Origin of the sequence: Streptomyces sp. NPDC006332, from assembly GCF_040612855.1 — a bacterium.
In the GTDB taxonomy this organism is placed as follows: domain Bacteria; phylum Actinomycetota; class Actinomycetes; order Streptomycetales; family Streptomycetaceae; genus Streptomyces.
In genome coordinates, this window is sequence record NZ_JBEXRA010000006.1 from 121,743 (window position 1) to 145,994 (window position 24,252).

Sequence of the window (24,252 nt, forward strand, 5' to 3'; positions counted from 1 at the left end):
CCGTCGGGCGGCTGCGGTGGGTGCGGCCCGGGTTCTACGGCCGGTGCGCGGGCACCGCCCGGACGGCGGTGCCGAGGCCGGCCACGAACGGGAAGCCGGCGATGCGGCGGGGGCTCAGGTTCTCAGGATCGGCGCCCGCCCGGCGGTCGAACGCCGCCGGGCCGCCGGGTGTCCCGCGGTCACACCCCCTCTCCGCCGGGGGCGGGGGCGCCGTCGGCGAACGTGCAGTGCAGCCCGGCCCCGTCCAGGAACTCCAGCCAGCGAGTGGCCTCGTCGGCGGACTCCGCGGCGCGGTTCAAGCCGGCGGGCAGCGCCCCGTCCAGCATCCGGGTGATGCCGAAGGCGAGCGGCAGGGACACACAGCGGGCCATGGCGCTCTCGGTGTCGTCGCCGGTCAGGTCCAGCAGGCAGGAGCCCTGCCAGCGCACGCCGCCGGCGGCACGGACGTCGAGGGCGACGGACAGCACCACGCGGTCGCGGTCCGCGTCGGTGGTGGGATGGCGGGCAGCGAGGTCCTTGGCCAGGGAACGGATCTGTTCCTGGTCGCCGCTGCTCACGGTGGTGAAGACATCGCTCCAGGCCTTCCGCCAGCCCGCGTTGCGCAGGGTGCCGCGGACGAAGGTGCGCAGCCGCCAGCCCTCCGGTATGCCGTACTGGGCCACGAACGGCACACTGTCGCGGTTGGGGTAGACCTCGAAGTCCTCGCCACCGAGGCGGTGGGTGAGGACGGCCTCCCAGGGGCGGGCCACGGTGCGCTCCACGCCCTGGTCGATGGTGCGGGCCGGGGAGCCGAGGGCGGCCAGGACACCGTAGGGCGCCCAGCTGAAGCGGTAGCGGAAGTCGTTGGGGACGGCGGGAATGCCACCGCAGTAGGAGGTGAAGTCGACCGACTCGGCCGTGTCGCCGACCGCGGCGCGGGCGCTTTCGACGAGCCGGTGGGCCATCAGGTGGTCGATGCCCGGGTCGAGTCCGGCCTCGGTGAGCACCACGACGCCCGCGTCCGCCGCGGTCGCGGCCAGTTCGGTGAGCGCGTCGGAGACGTAGCTGGTGCAGGCGAAGTGGGCCCGGCTCTCCAGGGCCAGCCGCAACAGGCGGGGGTGTTCGGCGGCGGGCAGCATGGAGACGATCACGTCGCCGGCGCCGACCGCGTCCTGGAGGGCGTCGTCGGTGAGCGCGCGGGCCTCGGCGCGACCGGTCAGGCCGAGCGCGGTCAGGCGGTCGGCGGCGCGTTCGGCGGTGCGGTCCCACAGCACCACGCGCTCGGCCCGCTCGCACAGCAGGCCCAGGCCGGACGGGCCGGTGGACAGGCCGGTGCCTATCCAGTGGACGGTGCCGCTGGCGGGGGCCGGCGCGGCCGCCTCGGGGGTGTTTCGGCTAACGGGCACGGGTGCTTCCCTTGAGGTCGGTGGCGAGGGCGGTCTCGAAGGCCAGCAGCGCGCGCTCCCAGGCCGTGCCGGAGTCGTTCAGGCGCAGCAACTCGGGGTACAGCTCGGCCGAGAAGGCACGGCTGGACTCCACGGGCAGCAGCGAGGGCAGGTTGTCGATGGCGATGAGGTCGGCCGGCCGTGCGCCGGCGCGCAGCCGCCGGACCGGGTGCTCCCAGTCGGTGATCTCGTCGTAGACCGGCAGGACGTTGCACTCGGAGGTGACGTCGCAGGTGACATCCGCGATGAGGGACAGGCGCCGCTCGGGGGCGTCGAGGTCCGCGGAGGTGAGGAAGGGCGGCACGGGCCGTGTGGTGAGCACGGTGTTGACCAGAATGTCGTGGTCGAGCAGTGCCGTCCGGTCCAGGTCGCGGGTCTCGGCCACGTCCCAGCGGGTGGGGGTGATGCCCGCCGTCTCCAGGGCGTCGCAGGCGCCGCGGCCGCTGCGGCCGAGCGCGCCGATCACCAGGGCCCGCTCGGTCGCCGGTGACCGCGGTGCGGCGAGCCGGGCGTCCAGTGCGGCCCGGTCCAGCGGCTGCAGTGGGGCGTCGAGCAGCCCGCGGTGGTGGAGCACGGCCAGGGCCGCGCCGACGTAACCGGCCCAGTACCCGAACGCGGCCAGGCGCCGGCCGTCCTCGTCCGTCAGGTACTCCAGGTCCAGCAGCGCTCCGCCGGCGGACGTGAACCGGCCGAGCAACTCCCGGGCACCGGTCTGGCCCTTGTAGGCGTGGCCGAAGTAGATGTGACGGTGGGCCAGGTGGTCGGGTTCGTCGGGCAGTTCCTTCAGGCCCAGGACGTAGTGGTCGCGCGGGGCCTCGGTCCAGCTGCCGGACGGCGCGGTGCGGCAGCCGGCCGCGACGTAGTCCGCCAGCGGGAAGGCACGCTGCGGCGCCTCCTCCACGGTGATCTCGACGCCCTGCGCGACGAGCCGCGCGGCGTCCTCGGGGACGAGCGGTGCGCGGCGCTCACCGGTACGGGACTCGTGCCGCATCCACAAGCGTGGCCTGTCCGACATCGGCTTCGTACTCTCTCTCTTCGTTCGTGCGGGGTGCTGTATGTGACTGGTGCGACGGCTAGAGCACCGGGATGCGGGCGTTGGCCAACGGCCGGTACGTCACCTCGTCCGGCAGCTGGGCCGGGTCGAAACCCGCCGCGAGCAGTTCGCGGACGACCGCGACCGTCACGGTGACGGCCAGTCTCTGCCCGGGGCAGCGGTGGGCCGCGGCGCCGAAGGTGAAGACCGCGGGGTCCGGGCGGCCGGGCCGGAAGGCGTGCGGGTCGGGGTTGGCGGCCGGGTCACGGTTGGCGGCGGCGAGGACCACCAGCACCTGTTCGCCCGGGGCGATCTCGGCGTCGCCGTGACGGAACGGCTCGGCGACGAAGCGGCGGGTGTTCTGGATCGGCGCGTCATGGCGTACGACCTCGCGGACGAACGCCTCGGCGTCGGCGAGGCCGGAGGGCAGCCGCGCGCCGCGCGCCAGCGCCACCAGGGTGTTGCCGATCAGGCCGGCCGTGGCGTCGTAGGTCTGGGACAGGAAGCCGACCGCGTTGGCCAGCAGCGGCGCGGTACGGGACCAGGAGGCGTGGCGTGCGGCCCGTACCAGGTCGGCGAGCAGGCCCGTGCCGTCCTCGCCCCGCTCGATGCCGGGCCCCAGCAGCTCCTGGAGCCGGCCGGCCGCGAGCGCCGCGGCCTTCTGCTGCTCGGGGGTGGCGGAGGCGGGGATGCACTGGACGAAGTCGCCGATGAGCCGGGCGGCTTCGGCGTCCGCGCCCTGGTCGAGCCCGCACAGCGCCGCCACGACCCGGGCGGGCACACCGAACATCAGCTCCTCGAAGGGCGGGTCGCCGCCCGCCGCGAGGACCTCGCGGGTCCGTACGGCGGCCAGGTCGGCCGCGCGCGCCGTGTCGACGTGCCCCAGCGCGTCGACGACCACCGCCTTCAGACGGTGCTGCGGTTCGCCGTCGGTCATCCGGACCAGGTCGCCGAAGACGTCACCGGCCGGGGTTCCCACGATACCCGCGGGCACCGGCTCGGCGGGCGGGCGCACCCTGAGGGCGGTGGCGTTCAGTACGGCTCGCACCGCCGCCGCGTCGCAGGCCACCCACGCGCCCACGGCCTCGTCGAAGGCCAGCGGACGCTCGGCCACCAGCGTCGCGTAGTAGGGGTACGGGTCCGGCTGCCGGACCGCTTCGATCGGGGTGGTCACCCGGGAACTCCTTGTCGATTCGACGGTGGGGTGGTCACAGGTCGCGGGCGGCACGGGCGGCTCGACGGGTGTCGAGGGTCCCCGCGATGGTCAACCGCATGATTTCCGAGGTGCCCTCGTAGATGCGCAGGGACCGGATCTGCCGGTACAGGCGCTCGGTGACGCTGTCCTTCATGACGCCGGAGGCACCCAGCAGTTGCACGGCGGTGTCGACGATGCGCTGGGCCTCCTCGGTGGCGTGCAGCTTGGCGATGCTGGAGTGACGGGCGAAGCGCGGGCTGCCCCGGTCGGCCTCCCAGGCGGCCCGGGCCACCAGCAGGGCGGACGCGTTGAGCTGGACGTCCATGTCGGCCAGGGACGCCTTGGTCAGCTGGTGGTCGATGAGCAGGCCGCCGCCGACCTGTCGGGTCCGGGCGCGGGCCAGGGCGGTGTCGGCGGCCCGGCGGGCGAACCCGAGTGCCGCCGCGCCCACCGTCATCCGGAAACGTTCGAGCAGGTCCATGGCGATGACGAAGCCCCGGCCGGGCTTGCCCAGCACGGCCTCGGCCGGCACCCGGCAGTCCTCGAAGGCGAGGTGCGCGAACGAGCGCGGGGCGATCGGCACCGGCCGGTCACCGACCCGTACGCCGGGGGTGTCCGCGGGCACCAGGAAGGCCGTGAGTCCCAGCGGGCCGGGGCCTTCGCCGGTGCGGGCGATGACGATGTACACATCGGCGATGGTGCCATGGGCGATCCACGCCTTGTGCCCGTTGAGGAGATAGCCGCCGTCATCGGTGCGTTCGGCGGTGAGGCCGACCGCGGCGACGTCGGAGCCCGCCTGTTCCTCCGAGACCGCGAAGGCGCCGACGAGCGAGCCGCGCGCCATGCCCGGCAGGTAGCGGAGCTTCTGGTCGTCGTTGCCGAAACGGATCAGGGGCGTCGCAGCCAGTGCCTGGATGGAGAAAGCGAAGTCGGCCAGGTCCTCGGCGTACGCGAGCGCCTCACGCATGAGGCAGATGGCGCGGAAGTCGCCGGGTCGCACCTCGGGGTCGGAGCCGGGCTCCAGGAAGGCGAGCCAGCCGTCCTCCCCCAACTGCCGTACGAGGCTCAGGCCGGCCTTGTCCGGATCCTCCGCGCGGACCTCGTCCCACCGGGCGGTGCGGTCGTCGCACCAGGTGCCGATGGCCTCCGCGAGGCGCCGGTGCCGGTCGTCGTAGAAGGGGAGGGCGAGGATCTCCGGATCGAAGCTCGTGCTCGGGTCCAAGGTGGTTCTCCGTGCTGGGAGGGGGGCGGAGGGCGGTGGTCGTGCACGGAAGGTCAGATGAGCAGGTCGACGTCGTCGCTCGGGGCGGTGGGCGCGAAGGCCGCCGGGGTCCGCTCCTGTGCCCGGATCTGCTTGACGAGTTGGTGCTCGACGAAGTAGGCGAAGGAGGCGTAGCCGCGCCAGATGCGGCGCCATTCCTGCTGGACGGCCGCGTCGCCGGAGTTGCGCCGCACGTCGTCGAGGTAGGAGACGATGATGTCGGCCGACTGCCGGGCGTGTCCGGCGGAGAAGTTGTCGATCGACAGATGGGCCTCCTCGTAGGAGACGTCGAGGTTGTACCGGCGCAGCTTCTGTATCTCGTGGAGCCGCATCTCCCCCAGGCCGAACATCTCGATGCCCAGGTTGTATCCGAGGATCTCGTTGTAGAGCGTGTCGGGGAAGAGCGACAGGCAGACCTGGTGGATGGAGAAGCCGTAGAGGTGGTCGGGGAGGTCGCCCTGCTCGAGGAACTCCGGCTGCCGGATGTGCGGCAGGTGGATGTCCATGCTGGCGAGGACCTGGTGGATGAGGGTGATGTGGTTCTTGGTGACGTCGCCGCGGCCCATTTCGTCGGCGTAGATCCCGAACAGCATGGCGTCGCTCTGCCGGTGGTTGCGGCCGAGGTTGCCGATGCGGTGGGCCCAAGTGCCGTCGATGAGGCTGCCGAGGGCGAAGGTCGTCTGCTCGAAGATGACCTCGTCGCGGTGCGGGATCTCGGTGAGCGGCTGGTAGGGGTCGACCAGTTTGTCCCAGTAGACGCGCTCGACCCGCTCCATCAGCGCCTCGGGCGTGTAGTCGAAGTACTCGGCGTCGGTGAGCCGTCCGCCGCCGCCGTGGGTGAAGAGGATCTCCGCGTCGGCCAGGCCCGCCTCGGCCCGGTCCCGGGCCACGGCCAGGATGTGGGGGTACTGCTCGACGTTGACGACGCGGTGGAACAACCGCCGGTCGTCCAGCCCGCTCTCGGCGTCCGCGAGAACGATGTCGTCGAGGTCCTCGGGTGCCCTGCCGCGCAGGGCCCTGGCCCACTCCTCGGCGTGGTCGTCCCCCGCGGTGTTGGGGGCGAAGTCGAGATCGGCGGGTTCGCCGGCCGCCACGGCCTGCGCCCATGCCGTGAAGGTGGCCGCCTCGCGCTCGTCGAAGATGCCGAACATCGGGCCGCCGAACTTGATGGACTTCAGGAACCGGCAGGTTCCGTCGCGGCCCGGCCTCAGCTGCCGCGAGGCGCGGAATTCGGCGACGAACGCGGCCAGGTCGGTCGTGTCGCCGTCGAACCAGTCGGACAGCCGCCGGTCGCCCATGCGGACGCTGCGGTGCTGGCGGCCGGCGAAGGGCGCGTGCCGGGCCACGATCTGCGCGACCCTGGCGTCCAGGGAGAGCCCCTCGTGCCAGGCGGCCAGTTCCGTGAGCAGGGCGGTGTGTTCCCGCTCCAGCCGGAGGACGAGGGCGATCGCGGTGAGCGCGCGGCGGCGGTCCTCGTCGCCGGTCGGTGACTGGTCGGTGAAGGAGAGGTAGTCCGCGAGGACGGTACGGGCCTCGGCCTCCGACAGGTGCGGCTCGGTGCCCAGCAGCAGGTCGTCGACGCCCAGCGCGGCCATCGCGTAGTGCACGCCGACGACTTCCGGCAGGAAGGAGGCCGGCAGCCGGGAGAGCGCGAGGTGGAAGGAGGCGTGCAGGACGGTCAGCGGGCGGGCAGAGGCCTGCCGGAGGAAGTCCGCGGCCTCGATCTCGGGCAGGTGGACGCCCAGTTCGGTCAGGGCCCGCCGGCGCCGGGCCGGCTGCCCGCGCTGCGGGATGCCCTCGCCCTGCAGCTGGAAGTACTGCCCGAAGAGGCGGTTGACGATGACGGACGGCTGGGTGGCGGCCTGCGAGACGGTGTCGAGCCAGCAGCCGCCGAGCAGCGCGAGGGGGGCGCGCTGACGCAGTACCAGCTCGCGTGTCTCGGGGGCGGCCGCACGCAGCGCGACGAGGTCCGGCGTGAGCTCGGTGCGGGTCCGCTCCACCCACGCGGCGACGGCGTCGGCGTCCGCGGGCGGCTGGGACTGGGGCTGCGACTCCGACCGGGCGGCGGTGAGGAACGCGTCCAGGGCGTGCCGGGCGACGAGCAGCGTGGTCTCGCTCTCCTGGTCGCCGAGTAACTGCCGGAAGATTCCGTCCGGTTCCCCGGCGACGACCGCCGCGGCCTCCTCTGCGGCCTTGGGGCTGAAGTGGAAGGGGGCGCGGGGCAGCGACGTGGTCAGGTCGGGAAGGGGGAATCCGGTCTGTGCGTTCATCGAAGCTCCCGGGTCTCGGTCGCCGCCGCCTCGGCGGTCGGTGCGGTCGGCAGTTTGCGCAGCAGCACGCCGACCCGGACGCCGGGCACGCTTGCCGCCAGCAGGTAGTGGCCGTCGTCCCGCAGCTGCCCGGCCGCGGCCCGGTCCGCGAGGTTGATGAGCGGGTCGGCGGCGAAGCAGTGGCCGATGCGGGGGATGTTGTCGAGGAACAACTGCTCCTTGGTGAACCCGGCCTGACGTTCCTTGAGTACGACGAGGGGCTTGTAGAGGTTGAGGTGCAGGACACCGTCGATGTCGCCGATCTTCATGTCGGCGGCGTCCAGGATGCGTTCGTTGACCACCCGGGCGAGGTCGGAGCTGATCTCGTTGGTCCACTCCAGCGCCCGGGGGTCCTGCGCGGACGCCCCGGCCACGATCTCGTAGGCGTCCGGGCCCTGCGGGACGTCGCTCACCAGGGCGGCGGCGGCACCGTCGCTGAACAGGGCGAAGTTCTCCATCCGCACCGCTTCGTCGGAGATCCGGTCGGTGCTGACGACCAGCACCGTGCGGTGGTGTCCGGCGGCCACCATCGCCTGTGCGGTGCGCAGGCCCACCAGGAGGTTGGTGCAGCGGTTGAGGGTGACGCCGGTGAACGCGGCGTTGTCCAGGCCGAGCCCGGACATCACCGTTTCCATGAACTTGCCGTGGGTGCGCGGGCCACCGGGGAAACGGGTGGAACACAGCACGAGGCAGTCCACGGACGAGGGGTCGGTCCCGGCGGCGTTCAGCGCCGCCAGACCGCTGCGCACGGCGAGGGTCTCCAGGCTCTCGTCGGTGCGCCGGACGCTGCCCCAGCCCCACAGGGATGCCTTGGGGGGCATCCCGAACTCGCGGGCCTTGCGGGACAGGTCCTTGACGGTGGTGTGGTCGGCCTCGGTCTCGCCCAGGACGTAGCGGGGGGCGGACAGATGTACCTGTGCGAGGTTCACGGTGCGGGATCACTCTCCGGTCCGGCCGGCCGGGCCGGCGCCATCATCGCGTTGGCATCGGGGTACGGGACGGCTTCCGCCCCGAACCCGAAGGTGCCGAGGTCACGGATCTCCGTCGCCGCGCGGACGACCGCGCCGAGCGCGGCCCGGGACATCGCCGAGCCGACGCTGATCCGGCGCACCCCCAGGGCGCCCAGTTCGGTCACCGTCAGCGGCAGGGCGGGCGAGCCCATCAGGACGTTGACGGGGCGGGTGACGGCGGAGCACACCGCGCGGATCGCGTCGGCGTCCGGGAGTGCGGGCGCGTAGAGCACATCGGCGCCGGCCTCCTCGTACGCCCGCAGCCGGCGGAGGGTGTCCGGCAGGTCGGGCCTGCCCTGGAAGAAGTTCTCGGCCCGCGCGGTCACCGTGAAGGGGAAGTCGAGCTCCCTGGCCGCGGCGACGGCGGCGGCCACCCGCTCGACGGCCTCCTCAAGAGGGCGTACGGGGTCGTCGGCGCGGCCGGTGGAGTCCTCGATCGAGCCGCCGACCAGGCCCGCGGCGGCGGCCAGCCGGATGGTCTCGGCGACCTCCTCGGGCGTGTCACCGAATCCGCTCTCCAGGTCCGCCGTCACCGGCAACGTGGTCGCGTCGACGATCGACCGGGCGTTGTCGAGGATCTGTTCGCGAGTGAGGGAGCCGTCGGGCAGACCGCGGACGTGGGCCAGGCCCGCGCCGGTGGTGGCGAGCGCGCTGAAGCCGAGCCCGGTCAGGACGCGTGCGGTGCCCGCGTCCCACGGGTTGGGGACGACGAAGGGGTCGGGGCCCTCGTGGAGCTTGTGGAAGGTGACGGCCCGTCGGTACTGGTCGGTGGCTGACTGGCTCATGCTCGAATCCCCTCTGCGGTGCTCATGAGGCAGGTGTGAGGCACTGCTCAGATAACCTCAACATGCGTACCGCCAGGTGGGTTCACGCCACGATCGGCGTCCATGAGCGACCGCAGGACATCGGTGACGGCGCCGGGCCGGCCGTCGAAGTAGAAGTGGCCGCCGTCGACCCAGTGCTGGGCCGGCTCGTCGGCGCATTCGCGCGCCCACGGCTGGAGACCGGCCTCTTTCACATGCGGGTCGTCCACTCCGTTGATGAGGGTCACGGGCACGGACAGGGGGGCGCCCGGCCGGTAGGTGTACTGGGCGACCATGCGGAAGTCGGCCTTCAGGTTCGGCAGCAGCAGCTCCTGCAAGGCCTCGTCGGCGACCACTTCGGGGGGCAGCCCGCCGAAGAAGCCCACAGCCTCGGTGAACGCGCGGCCCTCCAGGCGCGCGGTCTCCAGCACGCGCCTGCTGGGCAGCAGCGCGGGCGCGGAGCAGCCGGAGGCGACCAGGTGGCGGCAGTCGGGCAGACCGCCGAGACGGCGGGCGACCTCGAAGGCCAGGACCGCGCCGAAGCTGTGCCCGAAGAGGACGAAGGGCCGGTCGGCGGTGGCGACGATGGCGGCTGCCGCACCGTCGGCGAGATCCATCACGTCGGTGGCGGAGGGTTCCTGGTATCTGGGGCCACGGCCCGGGGGGCACACCGCGACGATCTCGGCGTCGTCTCCCAGATCCCGCTGCCAGCCGAGGAACGAGCGGGGGTTTCCGCCCGCGTGGGGGAAGCAGTAGACGCGGGCCGCGCGCTCGGGCGCCGCCGGGTCACGCAGAAACCACGGAGAAGAACTCACAGGATTTTACCGATCTCTCGCACCTTGGAGCGGTCAGCCGGCCGTCCGGGGACCGGCCACATTCCAGCCGACGTCGCCGAGGGTGGTGGCTTCGACCCGGTGCTGGGAGTCCGCGTGCGGGAGTACACAGACTCCCAGTGTTCCCGTCAGCACAAGGGTGGCGACAGCGAATCCGACGCGGGCCCCGAACGAAGAACGTCCGGATATGCGGGAGAGTAAAGAACTCGACGACATGCACCCAAACCTCTCTTGCCAAACACGCACACAGGAATCGAGGAGAATTTCCAGGGGATGGCAAGGGGGCTCGCCCGACGCCAACCACTGAGGCGATCTGCGGCTCAAACTGATCACCTGGCTTCAGACTTCCTTGCCCTGAGCCCGGACTGAAGATTTAAGATGGCTCGGGTTTCCGCACCGCCGAAAGCCGAGGGATCCATTTCGGCGAAAATCGCCGAAAACGGACACCGAGGGGGGATGGTCACGATGTCGATCGACCACGCAGACATGGACACATCAGAACGATTCGGGATCGAAGCGGCTACACCGCAGGAGGGGCCGGAGGGGGCGCTGCGAGCCATTGCCGAACAGTTGGCAACGCTGTCACGGCTAACCAGTGGAGGCCTCACCGGCATCACCAGAACGAAGCAGTCGGTAAGCGTGTCGTTTTCCGAAGAATCCCGCATCGCATACCTGCACGGGCTGGACGCGATCAACTCCGCCATCGATGACGCCCTCAACAGCGCGCGCCAGGAAATACTGACCGCGCAGCCCGACGGACCCCGCCCGGGTCAGGTCCTGGACGACGCCCTGGAATCCGTACGTCGCCACATCGAGGCCGGCGTCGCCATGCGTACGCTCTATCAGCACACCACGCGTTTCGATGAGGCGACGAAGAACTACGTGCGGGCGGTCACGAATTACGGAGTAAGAGTCCGGACCCTGGCGGAATTCTTCGACCGCCTCATCATCATCGACGACTCCGTGGCGTTCATTTCCGCCAACGAGAGCCGAACCGTGGGACTGGCAATCCGGGAACCGGCGATCGTGCGCTTCCTCAAGGACATCTTCGAGCGCTCCTGGGACCGCGCGAAGGCCTTCCCGTTCGTCCCCCTGCACGCCGCGAAGGCCGCCGACGACGTCATCCCGTCGCTGCGCGAGTCGATCAGCGGGCTGCTCATCGGCGGCTACTCCGACAAGCGGATCGCGCGCCGCCTCGGCATCAGCGAGCGGTCGTTACAGGGTCATATCGCGGCGATGAAACAGCAGTTGGGGGCGAACACGCGGCTGCAGCTCGGCTACCTGCTGGGTCGGGACGAGACCACGCTCGTGCTGTGAGCGCCCCCCGGAGTGCGGGGGACCGCCCATGTCCTGTGCGCCCAGGTCAGCGCGTCGGCTCCACCGAGGAGGCCGGAGTGTCCTCCTGGACCGGCGGGACCGGCGGGACCGCCGGCGGCGTCTGAGAGGCGCGGCCGGGGCGAATCCGGGAGACGGCCACACCGCCCAGGCAGATGGCGCCGCCGAGGAGCGTGACCCAACCGGGCACCTCGTCCAGGGCCACCCAGGAGATGAGGATGACGATCGCGGGCACCGCGTAGGTGGTCGCGCCCAGCCGGCCCGCGGTGGTCCGCGACAGCGCGTAGGCCCAGGTGCTGAACGCCAGGGCGGTCGGGAACAGGCCCAGGTAGACGACGTTGAGGGTCGCCGAGAGCGGTGCGTCGGACAGGTCCGAGACGAGCTGGCCGCTGAACGGCAGGCAGGCGACGGTGCCGATGAGGCATCCGAACGTCGTCACCTGCATCGGGGTGGCATGCCGCAGCGCGGGCTTCTGCGACACCACTCCGGCCCCGTACACCAGGGCCGCCAGCAGGCACAGCCCCACACCCAGCACCGATGACGAACCGTCACCGGAGGTGGAGAAGCCCACCACGACCGCGCCCACGAAGGACACGCCCATACCGGCGAGCAGCAGGGGCGGGAACCCTTCCTTGAGCAGCCAGCCGCCCAGCAGCGCGATCACCATGGGTCCGATGTTGACGACCATGGAGGCGGTACCGGCGTCGACCTTCTGCTCGCCCCAGTTCAACGCCACCATGTAGCACCCGAACCAGAGCACTCCGGACAATATGATCCCGGGCCACGCCTTACGGGGCGGTATGCCTCCCCGCTTGACCAGGAGAACGCACACCAGCGCGAGGGAGCCCGTCGCGAGCCGCCCGAGGGCCAGGGCACCGGGGCCGAAATAGTCCGCCGAGGCACGGATGGACACAAAAGCCGAGGCCCATAAGAAGACGGTGACCGCGGCGGCAAGCAGGGCACCACGGTCCATTTCGGAACGCTCACTCAGTGGATTCATGCGAGCGATCTAACCATGTGTAGGGGTCATCAAACGGAACGATGACGACTGCCGCGATCACTACTCCGACCATCGCTCGTCCGGTGCGGTCTCCGGGCCGCTCTCCTGACGGCAGAGGCCGAACGCACAGCGTCCGCCGCCCGGTTCTCCCGGGCGGCGGACGCTGTCATGACCTTCTCGGTCCGAGTATTAGACCGCCTTGTGGCCCAGCAGGATGTCGACGCCCTCCTGGCTGCCGCTCACCGTGACCTGCGTCGCCACCGGCGGGTAGCCGCTGGCGATCACCGTGTACTGCTCGTTGGCGAGGTCGGTGAAGGCGTAGCTCCCGTCGACGCTCGTGGTGCGCGTGCCGACGACGTTGCCGGCGGCGTCGATCAAGGTGACCCGGGCGTCGTCCAGCGCACGTCCGTCCTGGTTGTGCACTGTGCCCTGCAGGGTCGCCGCGACGGAGAGCTGGATGTCACAGCGGGTCGTCTCGGCCGAGATGGTGGTCGGCACCGCGGTCGGGCGGTGACCGGGCGCGCTGACGCTGAGCGTGTAGTCGCCGGGCAGCAGGTCGCCGATCCGGTAACCGCCGTCCGTTCCGGTGGTGACCGAGGCCGTCACGTCACCGCGCTGGTCGGTGGCCACCACCAGCGCGGTGGGCAGCGCCTCGCCGTCCCCGCCGCGCACCGTACCTGCGAGGCCGCCCGGGCTGGGCAGGACCACGAGGTCGCGGGAGACGGGTTCGCCGTTCAGGCTCAGGGTGACGACCTGCGGCTGGTAACCGGCGGCCGAGCCGATGAGGACCAGGCTGCCGCGCTCGGACGTGTCCACGGCGTACGTACCGTCCGCACCGGAGGTGGCGCGGGCCAACTGGTGACCCGAGCCGTCCAGCAGCGTGATCGCGGTGCGGGGTACGGGTGCGCCCGCACCGTCCCTCACCTGCCCGCGGACGGCGGCCGCACGGTCCGTGTCCGCACCGTCCGCGTCCGCACGGACGGCGGCGACGGCCACCGGCGTGACCGGGCTCGGAGCCGCCACCTCGGCCTCGACCTGCGCCTCGGACTCCTGCGCGGGCGCGCCCGCACTCCTCTTGGAGCGGAACAGCAGCGCCGTGATGATCGCGGCGAAGGCGAAGAAACCGGCCGACCACCAGTAGGCGACTTCGTAGCTGTGCAGCGCGGCGTTCGCCTTGACCAGCGGGTCGTTCAGATGGTCCTTGGCGTAGTTCGTGGCGGCGGTGGCGGCCAGGGTGTTCAGCAGCGCGGTGCTGATCGAACCGCCCACCTGCTGCGTGGTGTTGACGGCCGCCGACGCCACGCCCTGGTCCTGGGCCTGCACACCCAGGGTGGCGTAGCTCATCGCCACCGGCATCGACATGCCGAGCCCGGCGCCGAGCAGCAGCAGCGGTGGCAGCACATGGGTCGCGTAGTCACTGTGCAGGCCGAGGCGGGTCAGCCAGATCATGCCGCCCAGGGCGAGCAGCATGCCGACGGGCACCACGATCTTCGGCCCGATCTTCGGCACCAGCCAGTTGGTGGACAGCTGCGCCAGCACCATCAGCGCGCCCACCATCGGCAGGAAGGCCACGCCGTTCTTCACCGGCGAATAACCCAGCGTCGACTGCAGGTAGTAGGTGAGGAACAGGAAGACGCCGAACATTCCGGCGGACGAGATGAGCACGGTCGCCAGGGCACCGGCGCGGTCACGGTCGGCCAGGACCCGCAGTGGCAGCACGGGGTGCTTCGCACGGGTCTGCCACAGGAAGAACGCCACCAGCAGCACACCGCCTGCGGCGAGGAAGCCCCACGTCATCCAGTTGTCCCAGTCGTGGGTCTCCGCGTTGGCGAAGCCGTAGACGATGCCGAACAGACCGCCGGAGACCAGGATCACTCCCGGGATGTCCAGCTGGGGCCGCTCGGTCGGCACAGAGCGGCCGATGAGGAAGATCGCACCGATCAGCGCGGGAACCGCGATGACGTCGTTGACGTACAGCGTCCAGCGCCAGTCCAGGTACTCGGTGAGCAGGCCGCCGAGGACCAGGCCGATGGCGGCACCGGAGCCGGCGATGGCGCCGAATATGCCGAACGCCCTGGCGCGCTCCTTGGCCTCGGTGAACGTCGTGGTCAGCAGGGAGAGCGCCGCCGGCGCGAGCAGCGCGCCGAACAGCCCCTGCACCGCGCGCGCGACGACCAGCATGGTGAAGCCGTTGGCCGCACCGCCGACCGCCGAGGCGGCGGCGAAGCCGACGAGGCCGATGATGAAGGTCGTCTTGCGGCCGAAGAGGTCGGCGAGACGGCCGCCGAGCAGCAACAGACTGCCGAAGGCCAGGGAGTAGGCGGTGACGATCCACTGCCGCCCGTTGTTGTCGAAGCCCAGGTCCTGCTGGGCGGACGGCAGTGCGATGTTCACGATGGTGGCGTCGAGTACGACCATCAGCTGGGCGAGACCGATCACGGCCAGCGCCCACCATCGGTGCTTCGGCGGGACATGAGTGTGGCCGGACGGACCGGCCTGGAGTGCGGCGGCCGGAATGGCTTCCACGATGCTGCTCCCCTCAAGGGGCTTGGATTGCCCGGACCACCCACACCGGTCCGAAACCGTTTCGTACAGCAACCTAGGTACTCGCGCAGCGAAACTCAAACGTTTCGATCGCCACCGGACATACTGTGGGGCAGGTCACAAACAGTGACGGACTGCCCTTACATTTCCTCCACCGAAACCGGCGGATCGTGAAGCCCACCGATCCGATTCCGTCACGCATGAGAGCCCACGAGGCGTCAGATCACCGCACCTCCTGAGACGATGACGCGGACCATGACAAGCAATGGGGGGTCGAGCATGCTGGTGCTCATACTGGTGGTCGTCGTTCTGCTACTCATCGGCGGCTGCGTCTGCGTCTTCTGGGAGGCCCGGGGCGACGCCCCACGCTGGGCACGCGGCGTGGCCAAGGCAACCCTGCTCGGCAGCGAACTGGCCCGAAGCGCGAGCCGCACTTCGCGCTCACGGCAGAGCGACATGGGGGGCGAGTAGCCGTCCGGCCGGCACGCCCTGAGCCGCCTTCGGGACATCACCCGACCCGGGCGGCCCTGGTGGCAGACGTGCCCCGCCCTGCGCGCCGAGGCGCCACTCGGACGGGGTCCTGCCCGGGGGACTGCCGTCGCGCGGAGAACTGCTCACGTACCCGGATCATGTGGCCGATTTGCTGCGGTCATGCCGGGCCGTCACTCCCATCACCAGACGCACGACCCACCGACTGAGGGAAATCGTGCGGGAGATTCTGCCGACCGGCGGGCCCCCGAGGAGCAACGTGACCGACCCCCACACCCTGCACGCCGGACTGGCGCTCGCGGGCGAGCTCGCCGCAAAGGACGACGGCAGCCACTTCACCACCTACTTCAACACCCTGCTCATCGTCGGCATCACGACGACCATCGTCATTCGCCAGTTCACCGCCCAACGGGTCACGAACCGTATGTTCTTCTGGGTGGCCGTGCTCATCGTCCGCGGCTGCGTTCCGCCGGGACCCGCGGAGATGAAGCCTGCGAGCATCACCCTGCTCGTCCTCTCCCTGCTCGCCTCGGTCGTCTTCGGTCTCTGGCGGGGAGCGTCCTTCCCCATGTGGCGGGACGCCGAGGGGCATGTCCTCCGCAAGGGCGACCGGCGGATTCTCTTCCTGTGGCTCCTGACCGTGGCCGCGCGCCTGGTCTTCGGCGGAATCGGAGCCGTCGCCTTCCACGAACCCTTCAACACCGACGCGCTCTGGCTCGGCATGGGCGTCACCCTGGCCGTGCAGCACGTGGTCATGACCCGCCGCAAGGCAAGCGCACCGCTACGCGTCACGGACGGCGGAGCGGTACCCACGGCCCGATGAGGGACGGCGCGGAGCACCGGGCGAGGCAGTACCGACCGAAGTGAGTGCGGCCCGAGGGCCCCCTCATGCCGCCATCAGCGCCGCCAGGGCGCGGTCCATCGCGGCGTTGAATTCTTCCGGCGCCAGCGGCAGCCGGGACTTGACGTCCCGACTCCACTGGCCGGCGAGTTCCGGGCGGACGCCGTTGGTCATGGCCCAGGCGGCGGCCTTGGTCAGGTGGTAGGCACCCGCGCCCTTGCCCCCGAACCGGCGCCGGCCTGCCCTGCGCTGTACCGGCCGGATGTGTCCGTGCCTGCCGCGAGCATCGCCGGCGTCGTCGTTTTTCCCGGTTCCGGCACCGGCCTGCAGGACCAGGTGGCCCGGGAAGCCGGAGCCCACCCTCGCGGAGACGGCCGCACGCCTGGAGCGTGAAACCCGCACCGAACTCAGTACGACCGACATCCTCGACGCCGTGGAGGACGGGCGGAACCGACGTTGATCGTCATCGACTGCTCCAGCCTTGTGCACTTCCTCCTCGACCACGGCAGGACCGGAACCGCGATCCGCGAGCGGGTGGGCCGCGCCGACACGCTCGCAGCGCCGGGCCTGCTGGACTACGAGATCACCTCGGCCGTCTTCGGGCCGGCCCTCGGCCGGCGAGGGGGAGAACCCGCAGGCGGCGGTCGCCCCCAAGAAGAGCAGCCAGGACTTCGTCGGCGCACTCGGGCGCGGCCGGCGCGGTCCCGTTCTCACCAGTCGCGCAAGTCGGCGTCATGGCAGGAGTGGCGGACGGAGTGGCAGCCATCGCGGTGCCTGTACCAGCCCAGGGCCGGCGTTGGCGCGCACCGCCACCGCACCGCCACCGCCACCGCCGGGAGGGGGCCCTGGACCGCTCGCCCCCCGGCCCAGGCGTGAGTGAACGCCCCGGAAGCTCTCTCAGTGGAGGTGGGATCCCCCGTTGACGTCGTAGGTGACGCCGGTGAGGTAGCCCGCTTCGCGGCGGGTCAGGAAGGCGATGACGTCGGCCACGTCGTCGACGCTGCCGATACGGCGGACCGGAACGTCCGCGATCATGGCCGCCTTACGGTCCTCGTCCAGCTTTCCTTGCGTGATGTCGGTGTCGATCAGGCCCGGGGCGACGGAGTTCACCGTGACACCGGACGGGCCGAGTTCACGGGCGAGCGCCTTGGCGAAGCCCAACAGGGCGGCCTTCGCGGCCGAGTAGGCCACTCCCCCGAAGACGCCGCCGCCGCGCTCGGCCGACACGGAGGAGAGGAAGACGATGCGGCCGAAGCCGCGCTCGGCCATCCCCGCGGCCACCCGGTGGGTGACCAGGTAACTGCCGCGGACATTGACGTCGAAGATCTTGTCCCACTCGGCGGGCGTGACATCGAGGAAGCGCGTCGGCGAGGTGATGCCCGCGTTGTTCACGAGGGCTCCGATCGGCGGGAGCGCCGCTTCGGTCTGCGTGATTGCGGCGTCGACCGTTGCCGCGTCGGTGACGTCCGCCGCCAGGCCGAGCGCCTGCACGCCGTGCCGGGCGGCGACCTCCCGGGCGGTGTCCTCGGCGGCCTCCTTGTCCAGGTCGAGGACGGCGATGTGGTAGCCGGCGGCGGCCAGCGCGTGCGCGGTGGCGCGTCCGATTCCGCGGCGGGAGCCGGCGCCGGTGACAACGGCGGTACGGGGGGTGTGCTCGGCAGACATGCGGTTCTCCTGAGGAAAGGAAAGGGGCGCGGGGTGGTCCCGCTTGGGGATCAGAGTTCGCTGCGGACGCGTTCCTTGACCGCCGCGACGGAGAGGCCGTAGCGGTCGTGGAGCGTGGGCAGCGCGCCCGCGGCGAGGAATTCGTCCGGCAGCCCGATCGGGACGATGCGGGCTGTCTGCTGGGCGAAGGCCAGACAGGAGGCCACCGACTCGGCGAGGCCACCGACGACGCTGTGGTTCTCCAGGGTCACCACCAGGCGCCCCTTGGCTGCCTCCCGCACCACCGCCTCCCGGTCGAACGGCTTGATCGTCGGCACGTGCAGGACGGCGACGTCCACGTGGTCGGCTTCGAGTTCCGCCGCCGCGCTCAGGGCCCGTACCGTCATCAGGCCGGTGGAGACGAACAGCACGTCGCGTCCGCCACGCAGGAGTGCCGCCTTGCCGAGTTCGAACCGGTAGTCGTACTCGTCCAGGACCGTGGGAACGGCTCCGCGCAGCAGGCGCATGTAGGTGGGGCCGGGGTGGGCGGCCAGTGCCGGTACGGCCTGTTCGATGTCGACCGAGTCGGCAGGGTCCACGATCGTCAGGCCGGGCATACCGCGCAGGATGGCCAGGTCCTCGGTCGCCTGGTGGCTGGGGCCGTAGCCGGTGGTCAGGCCGGGCAGGGCGCCGACGACGTTGACGTTGAGCTGCGGCTCGGCGATGTCGAGGCACAGGAAGTCGTAGGCACGGCGGGTGGCGAAGACGGAGTAGGTGGAGGCGAACGGGGTCAGGCCCACCTCGGCCAGCCCCGCGGCCGCGCCCAGCATCACCTGTTCCGCCATACCCATCTGGAAGAAACGGTCGGAGTGGGCCTCACGGAAGACGTGCATGTCGGTGTACTTGGCCAGGTCCGCGGAGAGTCCGACCACGTCGGGGCGTTCCTCGGCGAGCCGGGCCAGTGCGTGTCCGAAGGGGGCTTTGGTGGTGCGCTGCCCCTCCTCGGCGATCGAGGCGATCATCGCGGAGGTGGTGAGCTTGCGCTTCGGCGCCGGGGCCTGCCCGGACGACTCCTGAGCCGGTGCGGAGGTGTTCATCGAACGGGACCCTCTCCATGGGTGGTTGCGGGCGCGGAGCCGGACCGCTGTAGGTGACGCTCCGTCAACTGGTCGCGTGCCTGCTGCCATTCGTGTTCCTCGACCCGCATGAAGTGCGCCTTCTCCCGCTTCTCCAGCATCGGGACCCCGCACCCGATCCGCGTGTCGCAGATGACCACGCTCGGCGATCCCCGGTGCTCACGCAGCCCGTCGAAGGCCGCGACCAGTGCCTCGACGTCGTTGCCGTCCACCCGGACCGCGTGCCATCCGAAGGCCTCCCACTTGGCCGTGACGGGCTCGGTGCGCAGCACGCCCTTGGTCGGGCCGTCCGCCTGCAGGGCGTTGACGTCGACGATGGCGGTGACGTTGTCCAGGCCGTGGTGGGCGCAGGCCAGCGCCGCCTCCCAGGTGGAGCCCTCGTCCAGTTCGCCGTCGGACAGCAGGTTGTAGACGTGGGCGGTGCTGCCCTGGTGACGCAGGCCGAGCCCCATCCCGGTGGCCACCCCCAGGCCGTGTCCCAGGGAGCCGCCGGAGATCTCCATACCGGGGGTGTAGGAGGCCATGCCCGACATGGGCAGACGCGAGTCGTCACTGCCATACGTGGTGAGCTCGCCTGAGTCCAGCACGCCCGCCTCGGCGAGCGCCGCGTACAGGGCGATCGCGTAGTGGCCGATCGACAGCAGGAACCGGTCCCGTCCCGGCCACTTGGGCTCCTGGGGACGGTGGTTCAGGACGTCCTGGTACACGACCGCCAGGACATCCGCCACGCCCAGCGCCTGCCCGATGTAGCCCTGCCCCTGGGTCTCCCCCATGTCCAACGCGTGCATCCGGATGCGGTAGGCCGACTCCTGCAGTGCGCGCACCCGCTGGGCGGGCGACACCCCCGCCGCGGGGGTGGCCTGAGTGGTCATCACAGTCATCTCATCTCTTCTCTCGGTGGACTGCTCGTAGGTGAGCAGCGCTTGCGGCGGACGGCTCTTCGGTGGACAGAGCGCTCAGCGGGCTGCCCCGGCCGTCAATGGGCCTTGAGCGCCGGTTCGGCGGACGCCGTGAAGACCCGCTCGGCCTCCCGGCGCTCCGCCTCGCCCCACGTCTCACGCGTCACCAACGTGGCCACGAAGCCCAGCAGCCCGAAGCAGCTGAAGAGAATCGCGGGCCCGGTCCAGCCGGTCGCGGAGTACAGCGCCGTAGCGATCAAGGGCGTGAACCCGGAGACCACCGCGGAGAGTTGGTAGGCCAGGGAGGTTCCGGCGGTACGGGTGCCGGTGGCGAACAGCTCGCAGAACCAGGCGCCCTGGACACCGGCCAGACAGTTCTGGCAGACGGCGTAGCTGATCACGAAGGCGACCAGGACGAGCGCCGCGGTCTCGGTGTTGACGAGCAGGAACAGCGGGATGCCCCAGACGACGCTCACCGCGCAGCCGAACAGATAGACCGGGCGGCGGCCGACCCGGTCCGACAGGCGGCCCCACAGGGTGGTGGCGGCGATGCCGAGCGCGGCGGCGGTCACCAACGCGGTCAGGGTGGTGGTGCTGGACACGTCGGGGGCGTCATCGTCGTCGAGGTAGGACAGGACGAACGTGACCGAGATGGCGTATCCCGCGGTCTCCGTGATGCGCAGGCAGAAGGCCCGCAGCACGTTGCGCCAGTCCTCGCGGACCACCGCGAGCAGCGGGTTCTTGACGACTTCGCCGGATTCCTTGAGCGCCTCGAACTGCGGCGATTCGTCGACTTTGAGCCGGATGAAGATGCCCACAGCGATGAGAACGGCACTGAGCAGGAACGGCACGCGCCAGGCCCAGGTGTCGTCCAAGGTGTGCCGGCTGAACAGGAAGGCGAGGTTGGCGAGCAGCAGACCGACCGGGAAGCCGGCCTGTGTGATCCCCGTGTACAGGCCGCGCCGCCGCCCCGGGGCGTGCTCGAACGTCATCAGGATCGCGCCGCCCCACTCGGCGCCGAAGGCGAGCCCCTGGATCAAACGGACGACCACCAGCAGGATCGGCGCCCAGACGCCCACCATCTGATAGGTGGGCAGACAGCCGATGAGCACCGTCGCGACGCCCATCAGCAGCAGCGATCCGACCAGTACCGGCTTACGGCCGATCCGGTCCCCGAGGTGACCGGCGACGATGCCGCCCAGCGGACGCGCGGCGAAGCCGATCCCCAGCGTCGCGAAGGACAGCAGGGTGGCCGACAGCGGGTCGGAGTCGGGGAAGAACACGTCCCCGAAGTAGAGCGCCGCGGCTGTACCGAAGCCGATGAAGTCGTACGTCTCGATGGTCGCGCCGACCCCGCACCCGACGGCGACCCGCAGGCTCTCGGGCGACCCCTCCGCCGCCTGGGCGTGCGCCTTGGACTCAGCCATGCCGATCCTCCTTGATCGTAGGCGGGCCATCCGTCCCGGAAGATACCCACTGTTGGCTGTTAACAGTTAATAGTCGAGAGCGATGCTGCGGGGACTCCGGGGTGCTGTCAACCCATGCGGCGGGGTCGACGTCATCTACTCGGGTAGCGTGCTCGGCTCCCCCTTCGCCCAGCTACGCTGATCGCCCATGGAACCGAAGGAGGGTTCGACCGTGTCCGGTCCGGCGCTGACCAGTCTCACCCGCTCGACAACCCTCCGTGAGCGCGCGCTCGTGGCGTTGCGGACGGCCATCACCACCGGGCAGTACCGCCCGGGCGACCACCTCGGGGAAGTGGAGATCGCCGAACGCCTGTCGGTCAGCCGGGGCACGGTACGAGAGGCACTGCGCCATCTCCAACAGGAGGGCCTCGTCACCGCCGGTGCGCGTGGCATGCTGCGGGTGTCCGAGCTGACACCCACCGAGGTGCGGGAACTCTTTCAGGTGAGGGAGGCTCTGGAAGGGCTCGCTCTGACGCAGATCATCGCCTCACCGCACAGGCAGGAAGCGGCCGAAGCCCTGCGGCACGCCCTGGAGAAGCTCAAGGACGCCTTCGCGTCGAGGGCGGATCTGGCGGTGCGGGTCGAGGCTGATCTCGGTTTCCACCTCCTGCTGTGCGAGTTGTCCGGAAACTCGGTCCTCCTCAGGACCTGGCGGGCGTTGGAGGGACCGATGCGCGTGGTGATCATGAGCGCAGCCGACGACCGCCGTGACCTCGCCATGTCCGCACCCCACCACGAGCCCATCGCCGACGCCATCGCGCGTGGCGACGCCACAGCGGCCAGGGAGATCCTGCACACGCACATGACCTCGGCCGTCGAGCAGTTGGGCATCGGCTAGTCGGCCACCCCCGGTGACGCGCCCGGCGCGTGGCCCTTCTCGCCACGTTTCCACCGCCTCGCGCCGCCTTTCCGTCGCCCTTCCCACCGCCTCGCGCCGCCATTCCGTCGCCCTTCCCACCGCCTCGCGCCGCCTTCCCACTACCGGGCCGTGGGCAGCCAGCCGACCGCCCTGCCCGGCCCTCCGGACGACCTGGAGATCTTCAGGGGGAGGAACTGGAAGCAGGCTCCGGTGGGGGGGAGTTGGTCGAGTCCGGCAAGCCCCTCGATGAACACGGCCCCGCCGCCGAGGCCTTCGACATGTACCGGGCCGCCGTCGTGCGCGGCTCCCATGCTGGGGCCGTCGGTGCCGACACAGCGCACTCCGCGGTCGAGCAGGTGACGCATGCAGTCGACGTCCGGGGCGGGCCACCCGGGAGACTGTTTCAGTACGGCGACGTCGTAGGCGTATCCCCGCCCGCCGTTACGGGTGGTGTAGTGGCGGTCCCAGCCGGTGCGGAACAGGACGATGTCGCCGGCGCGCAGCGTCCCGTGCTGTTCCTCCCAGCCCTCCACGTCACTCCGGGTGATGAAGGGGCTGGCTCCGGGACCGGCGCCGCGCTCCTCGACCGCTCCGACGTCGATGACCGCTGCGGCGCCGCAGAAGACCTTCACATCGACCATGTCGCCGGTGATCGGGTCCGATCCGGTGGGGGCGTGCTCCTTCACGAAGTGGGCCGGGGCGTCGAAGTGGGTTCCGATGTGCTCGTCCAGCAACAGCACCTCGGTGAAGTACGACCCGCAGTGGCTGCGCAGCACGTGGTGGCCCTCGTCCACATCCTCGAACCAGTTCCAGATGTGCCTGAGAAAGGGGACATGGGGCGGCCAGGTGGTGGGCAGCCGTTCGTCGAGGGTGAGGGTGAGGTCGACGAGATCGTGATCGGTGAACATGTCAGTCTCCGTGATGTGGGCCTCGGGAGGATCGGTCGCCCCGGGGGTTCGATGGTCCCGAGGGTTCGATCGTCCCGGCGGTCAGATTTCCAGGCGGATCAGTTGTAGGGGCCGGCCGAGGGTGGGTAGGTCCGCCGCAACACCTTCTGCGCTTCGGGCGAGTTCAGTGTCTGGGTGGTGACCAGGGGCTCGACGAGGGGGATGTTCTTCGTCGTCGGCTTGCCGAGCATGGCGTTGACGTCCTGGGTGACGGCCTGGATCCCCTGTCCGACGGCCTCCTGGAGGAAGAGCCCCTGGATGACGCCTTCCTTGAGCAGTGCGACGGTGGTGGGACTGCCGTCGGCGGTGGCGAGAGCGATCTTGCCGACCAGCCCTCGGGTCTTCAGCACCTTGGCGGCGCCCGTACCAGCCCCGTCGTGCATACCGTATATGCCGGTTATGTCAGGGTGGGCGGTGAGCAGGTCGTTGGTCTGGGAGACCGCCTCGCTGACGGTCAGGGTGCGCGCCTGCAGCATCTGCACCAGCTTGCAGCCCTCGCGGTCGAAGCTCTCCCGCGCTCCCCGCAGGTACTTCTGCGCGTTCTCCCTGTCCTGGGGCAGCGACAGCATGCCGACCTTGTTGCCGCCGCGCTGCTTGGCCTCCTTGCAGACGAAGCTGCCCTCCTCCACGCCGGTGCGGTAGTTGTCGGCGGTGATCGCGGAGGTGTAGTCGGTGGCTCCGGGCTGGGGGCCGATACCGGCGAAGGAGACGGGCACCTTGGCGGCCTTGGCCGCCGCGAGGACCGGTGGGGTGCTGGTGGAGCTGACCGGACCGATGACGATCATGTCGGCTCCGGCGGAGATCGCGGTCTTGACGTTGGCCAGCTGGGCGCTGGGCGAGTTGTTGGCGTTGTACTGGGTCACCTTGATGCCGTGCTTGCGAGCCTCCTGCTGGACGCCCGAGTAGACCCACTGCCAGTACGAGATGTCGAGCGAGGGTGCCAGGTAGGCCAGCTTCAAACCCTTGACGGTCTTGGCCTGCCCCGGGGCGACCGAGCTGCTGTCCTGGCAGCCGGCCGCAGCCAGGACCGCGGCCAGCGCGGTCGCGGACAGGGCGAACGATCTACGAGACCGACGGGTGCTGCGGGAGCGGGTTGAGCGCATGAGGGACGTCCTTTCCGGAGGGCGGGGGATGGGGAATGGGGGGCAGGGATGGGGAGTCACGGGGAGTTTGGGACGGGGCGTACGGGGACTCACGGGGAGTCGCGGAGGGAGAGCCAGGCAT

The 24,252-nt window shown here is 70.6% G+C and carries 20 protein-coding genes and 1 pseudogene; 4 read left to right on the plus strand and 17 right to left on the minus strand.

Going from position 1 to position 24,252, the window contains the following annotated elements; all coding sequences use genetic code 11:
• Window positions 1-179: 179 nt before the first annotated feature.
• From ABZ027_RS08085 to ABZ027_RS08120, 8 genes are read right to left on the minus strand one after another with little or no spacing between them, the layout of a single operon-like run.
• Window positions 180-1,385 (minus strand): saccharopine dehydrogenase family protein, encoded by a 1,206-nt coding sequence (locus tag ABZ027_RS08085; RefSeq protein WP_356765580.1) that lies wholly within the window; start codon window positions 1,383-1,385, stop codon window positions 180-182.
• Window positions 1,375-2,439: a saccharopine dehydrogenase gene (locus ABZ027_RS08090; RefSeq protein ID WP_356765582.1), complete on the minus strand. Its 1,065-nt coding sequence runs from the start codon at window positions 2,437-2,439 to the stop codon at window positions 1,375-1,377. Before ABZ027_RS08090 ends, ABZ027_RS08085 begins: the two co-directional genes overlap by 11 nt.
• Window positions 2,440-2,497: 58 nt before the next feature.
• Complete coding sequence (locus ABZ027_RS08095; RefSeq protein WP_356765584.1) at window positions 2,498-3,631, minus strand: cytochrome P450; 1,134 nt, start codon at window positions 3,629-3,631, stop codon at window positions 2,498-2,500.
• Between the two features lie 34 nt (window positions 3,632-3,665).
• A complete protein-coding gene (locus tag ABZ027_RS08100; protein WP_356765586.1) occupies window positions 3,666-4,874 on the minus strand; it encodes an acyl-CoA dehydrogenase family protein in 1,209 nt (402 codons plus the stop codon).
• A gap of 53 nt (window positions 4,875-4,927) precedes the next feature.
• Window positions 4,928-7,183, minus strand: a complete 2,256-nt coding sequence (locus tag ABZ027_RS08105; protein WP_356765588.1) for an iron-containing redox enzyme family protein — start codon at window positions 7,181-7,183, stop codon at window positions 4,928-4,930.
• The gene (locus ABZ027_RS08110) at window positions 7,180-8,151 is read right to left on the minus strand and encodes a 3-oxoacyl-ACP synthase (RefSeq protein ID WP_356765590.1); all 972 of its coding nucleotides are present in this window, start codon (window positions 8,149-8,151) and stop codon (window positions 7,180-7,182) included. Before ABZ027_RS08110 ends, ABZ027_RS08105 begins: the two co-directional genes overlap by 4 nt.
• Entirely contained in the window at window positions 8,148-9,017 is an 870-nt protein-coding gene (locus tag ABZ027_RS08115) for an isocitrate lyase/phosphoenolpyruvate mutase family protein (RefSeq protein WP_356765592.1), read from the minus strand. The genes ABZ027_RS08110 and ABZ027_RS08115 overlap by 4 nt, the downstream gene beginning before the upstream one ends.
• Before the next feature lie 47 nt (window positions 9,018-9,064).
• Window positions 9,065-9,850: an alpha/beta fold hydrolase gene (locus ABZ027_RS08120; protein WP_356765594.1), complete on the minus strand. Its 786-nt coding sequence runs from the start codon at window positions 9,848-9,850 to the stop codon at window positions 9,065-9,067.
• A gap of 483 nt (window positions 9,851-10,333) precedes the next feature.
• Here ABZ027_RS08120 and ABZ027_RS08125 point away from each other — a divergent pair, with 483 nt between their 5' ends.
• Window positions 10,334-11,185, plus strand: a complete 852-nt coding sequence (locus tag ABZ027_RS08125) for a LuxR C-terminal-related transcriptional regulator (RefSeq protein ID WP_356765596.1) — start codon at window positions 10,334-10,336, stop codon at window positions 11,183-11,185.
• A 46-nt stretch (window positions 11,186-11,231) separates the two neighbouring features.
• Here ABZ027_RS08125 and ABZ027_RS08130 read toward each other — a convergent pair whose 3' ends face one another.
• Both ABZ027_RS08130 and ABZ027_RS08135 read right to left on the minus strand, forming a co-directional pair.
• A complete protein-coding gene (locus ABZ027_RS08130) occupies window positions 11,232-12,176 on the minus strand; it encodes a DMT family transporter (protein WP_356765598.1) in 945 nt (314 codons plus the stop codon).
• A gap of 216 nt (window positions 12,177-12,392) precedes the next feature.
• Window positions 12,393-14,729 (minus strand): MFS transporter, encoded by a 2,337-nt coding sequence (locus ABZ027_RS08135; protein ID WP_356765600.1) that lies wholly within the window; start codon window positions 14,727-14,729, stop codon window positions 12,393-12,395.
• Between the two features lie 297 nt (window positions 14,730-15,026).
• Between ABZ027_RS08135 and ABZ027_RS08140 the strand changes: the two genes are divergently transcribed.
• Entirely contained in the window at window positions 15,027-15,218 is a 192-nt protein-coding gene (locus tag ABZ027_RS08140) for a hypothetical protein (RefSeq protein WP_356765602.1), read from the plus strand.
• A 277-nt stretch (window positions 15,219-15,495) separates the two neighbouring features.
• The gene (locus ABZ027_RS08145) at window positions 15,496-16,059 is read left to right on the plus strand and encodes a hypothetical protein (RefSeq protein WP_356765604.1); all 564 of its coding nucleotides are present in this window, start codon (window positions 15,496-15,498) and stop codon (window positions 16,057-16,059) included.
• A 63-nt stretch (window positions 16,060-16,122) separates the two neighbouring features.
• On the opposite strand, the pseudogene ABZ027_RS08150 reads toward ABZ027_RS08145, so the two are convergent.
• From ABZ027_RS08150 to ABZ027_RS08170, 5 genes and pseudogenes are all read right to left on the minus strand, one after another.
• Window positions 16,123-16,305 (minus strand): annotated as a pseudogene (locus ABZ027_RS08150) (short-chain dehydrogenase); the annotation flags it as partial.
• A 669-nt stretch (window positions 16,306-16,974) separates the two neighbouring features.
• Window positions 16,975-17,742 carry an SDR family NAD(P)-dependent oxidoreductase gene (locus ABZ027_RS08155; protein WP_356765606.1) on the minus strand — a complete coding sequence of 256 codons (768 nt, stop codon included), beginning with the start codon at window positions 17,740-17,742 and terminating at the stop codon, window positions 16,975-16,977.
• A gap of 50 nt (window positions 17,743-17,792) precedes the next feature.
• On the minus strand, window positions 17,793-18,818 hold the full coding sequence (locus tag ABZ027_RS08160; RefSeq protein WP_356765608.1) for a transketolase C-terminal domain-containing protein: 1,026 nt from the start codon (window positions 18,816-18,818) through the stop codon (window positions 17,793-17,795).
• Window positions 18,815-19,738 carry a transketolase gene (locus tag ABZ027_RS08165; RefSeq protein ID WP_356765610.1) on the minus strand — a complete coding sequence of 308 codons (924 nt, stop codon included), beginning with the start codon at window positions 19,736-19,738 and terminating at the stop codon, window positions 18,815-18,817. Before ABZ027_RS08165 ends, ABZ027_RS08160 begins: the two co-directional genes overlap by 4 nt.
• Window positions 19,739-19,833: 95 nt before the next feature.
• Complete coding sequence (locus ABZ027_RS08170; RefSeq protein WP_356765612.1) at window positions 19,834-21,183, minus strand: MFS transporter; 1,350 nt, start codon at window positions 21,181-21,183, stop codon at window positions 19,834-19,836.
• Window positions 21,184-21,370: 187 nt separating this feature from the next.
• On the opposite strand from ABZ027_RS08170, the gene ABZ027_RS08175 reads away from it, so the two are divergent.
• The gene (locus ABZ027_RS08175; RefSeq protein ID WP_356765614.1) at window positions 21,371-22,060 is read left to right on the plus strand and encodes a GntR family transcriptional regulator; all 690 of its coding nucleotides are present in this window, start codon (window positions 21,371-21,373) and stop codon (window positions 22,058-22,060) included.
• 140 nt (window positions 22,061-22,200) lie between these two features.
• On the opposite strand, the gene ABZ027_RS08180 is transcribed toward ABZ027_RS08175, so the two are convergent.
• Together ABZ027_RS08180 and ABZ027_RS08185 are read right to left on the minus strand one after the other, a co-directional pair.
• Window positions 22,201-22,989 carry a cyclase family protein gene (locus ABZ027_RS08180; RefSeq protein WP_356765616.1) on the minus strand — a complete coding sequence of 263 codons (789 nt, stop codon included), beginning with the start codon at window positions 22,987-22,989 and terminating at the stop codon, window positions 22,201-22,203.
• Window positions 22,990-23,087: 98 nt separating this feature from the next.
• Complete coding sequence (locus ABZ027_RS08185) at window positions 23,088-24,131, minus strand: substrate-binding domain-containing protein (RefSeq protein ID WP_356765618.1); 1,044 nt, start codon at window positions 24,129-24,131, stop codon at window positions 23,088-23,090.
• Window positions 24,132-24,252: the final 121 nt, after the last annotated feature.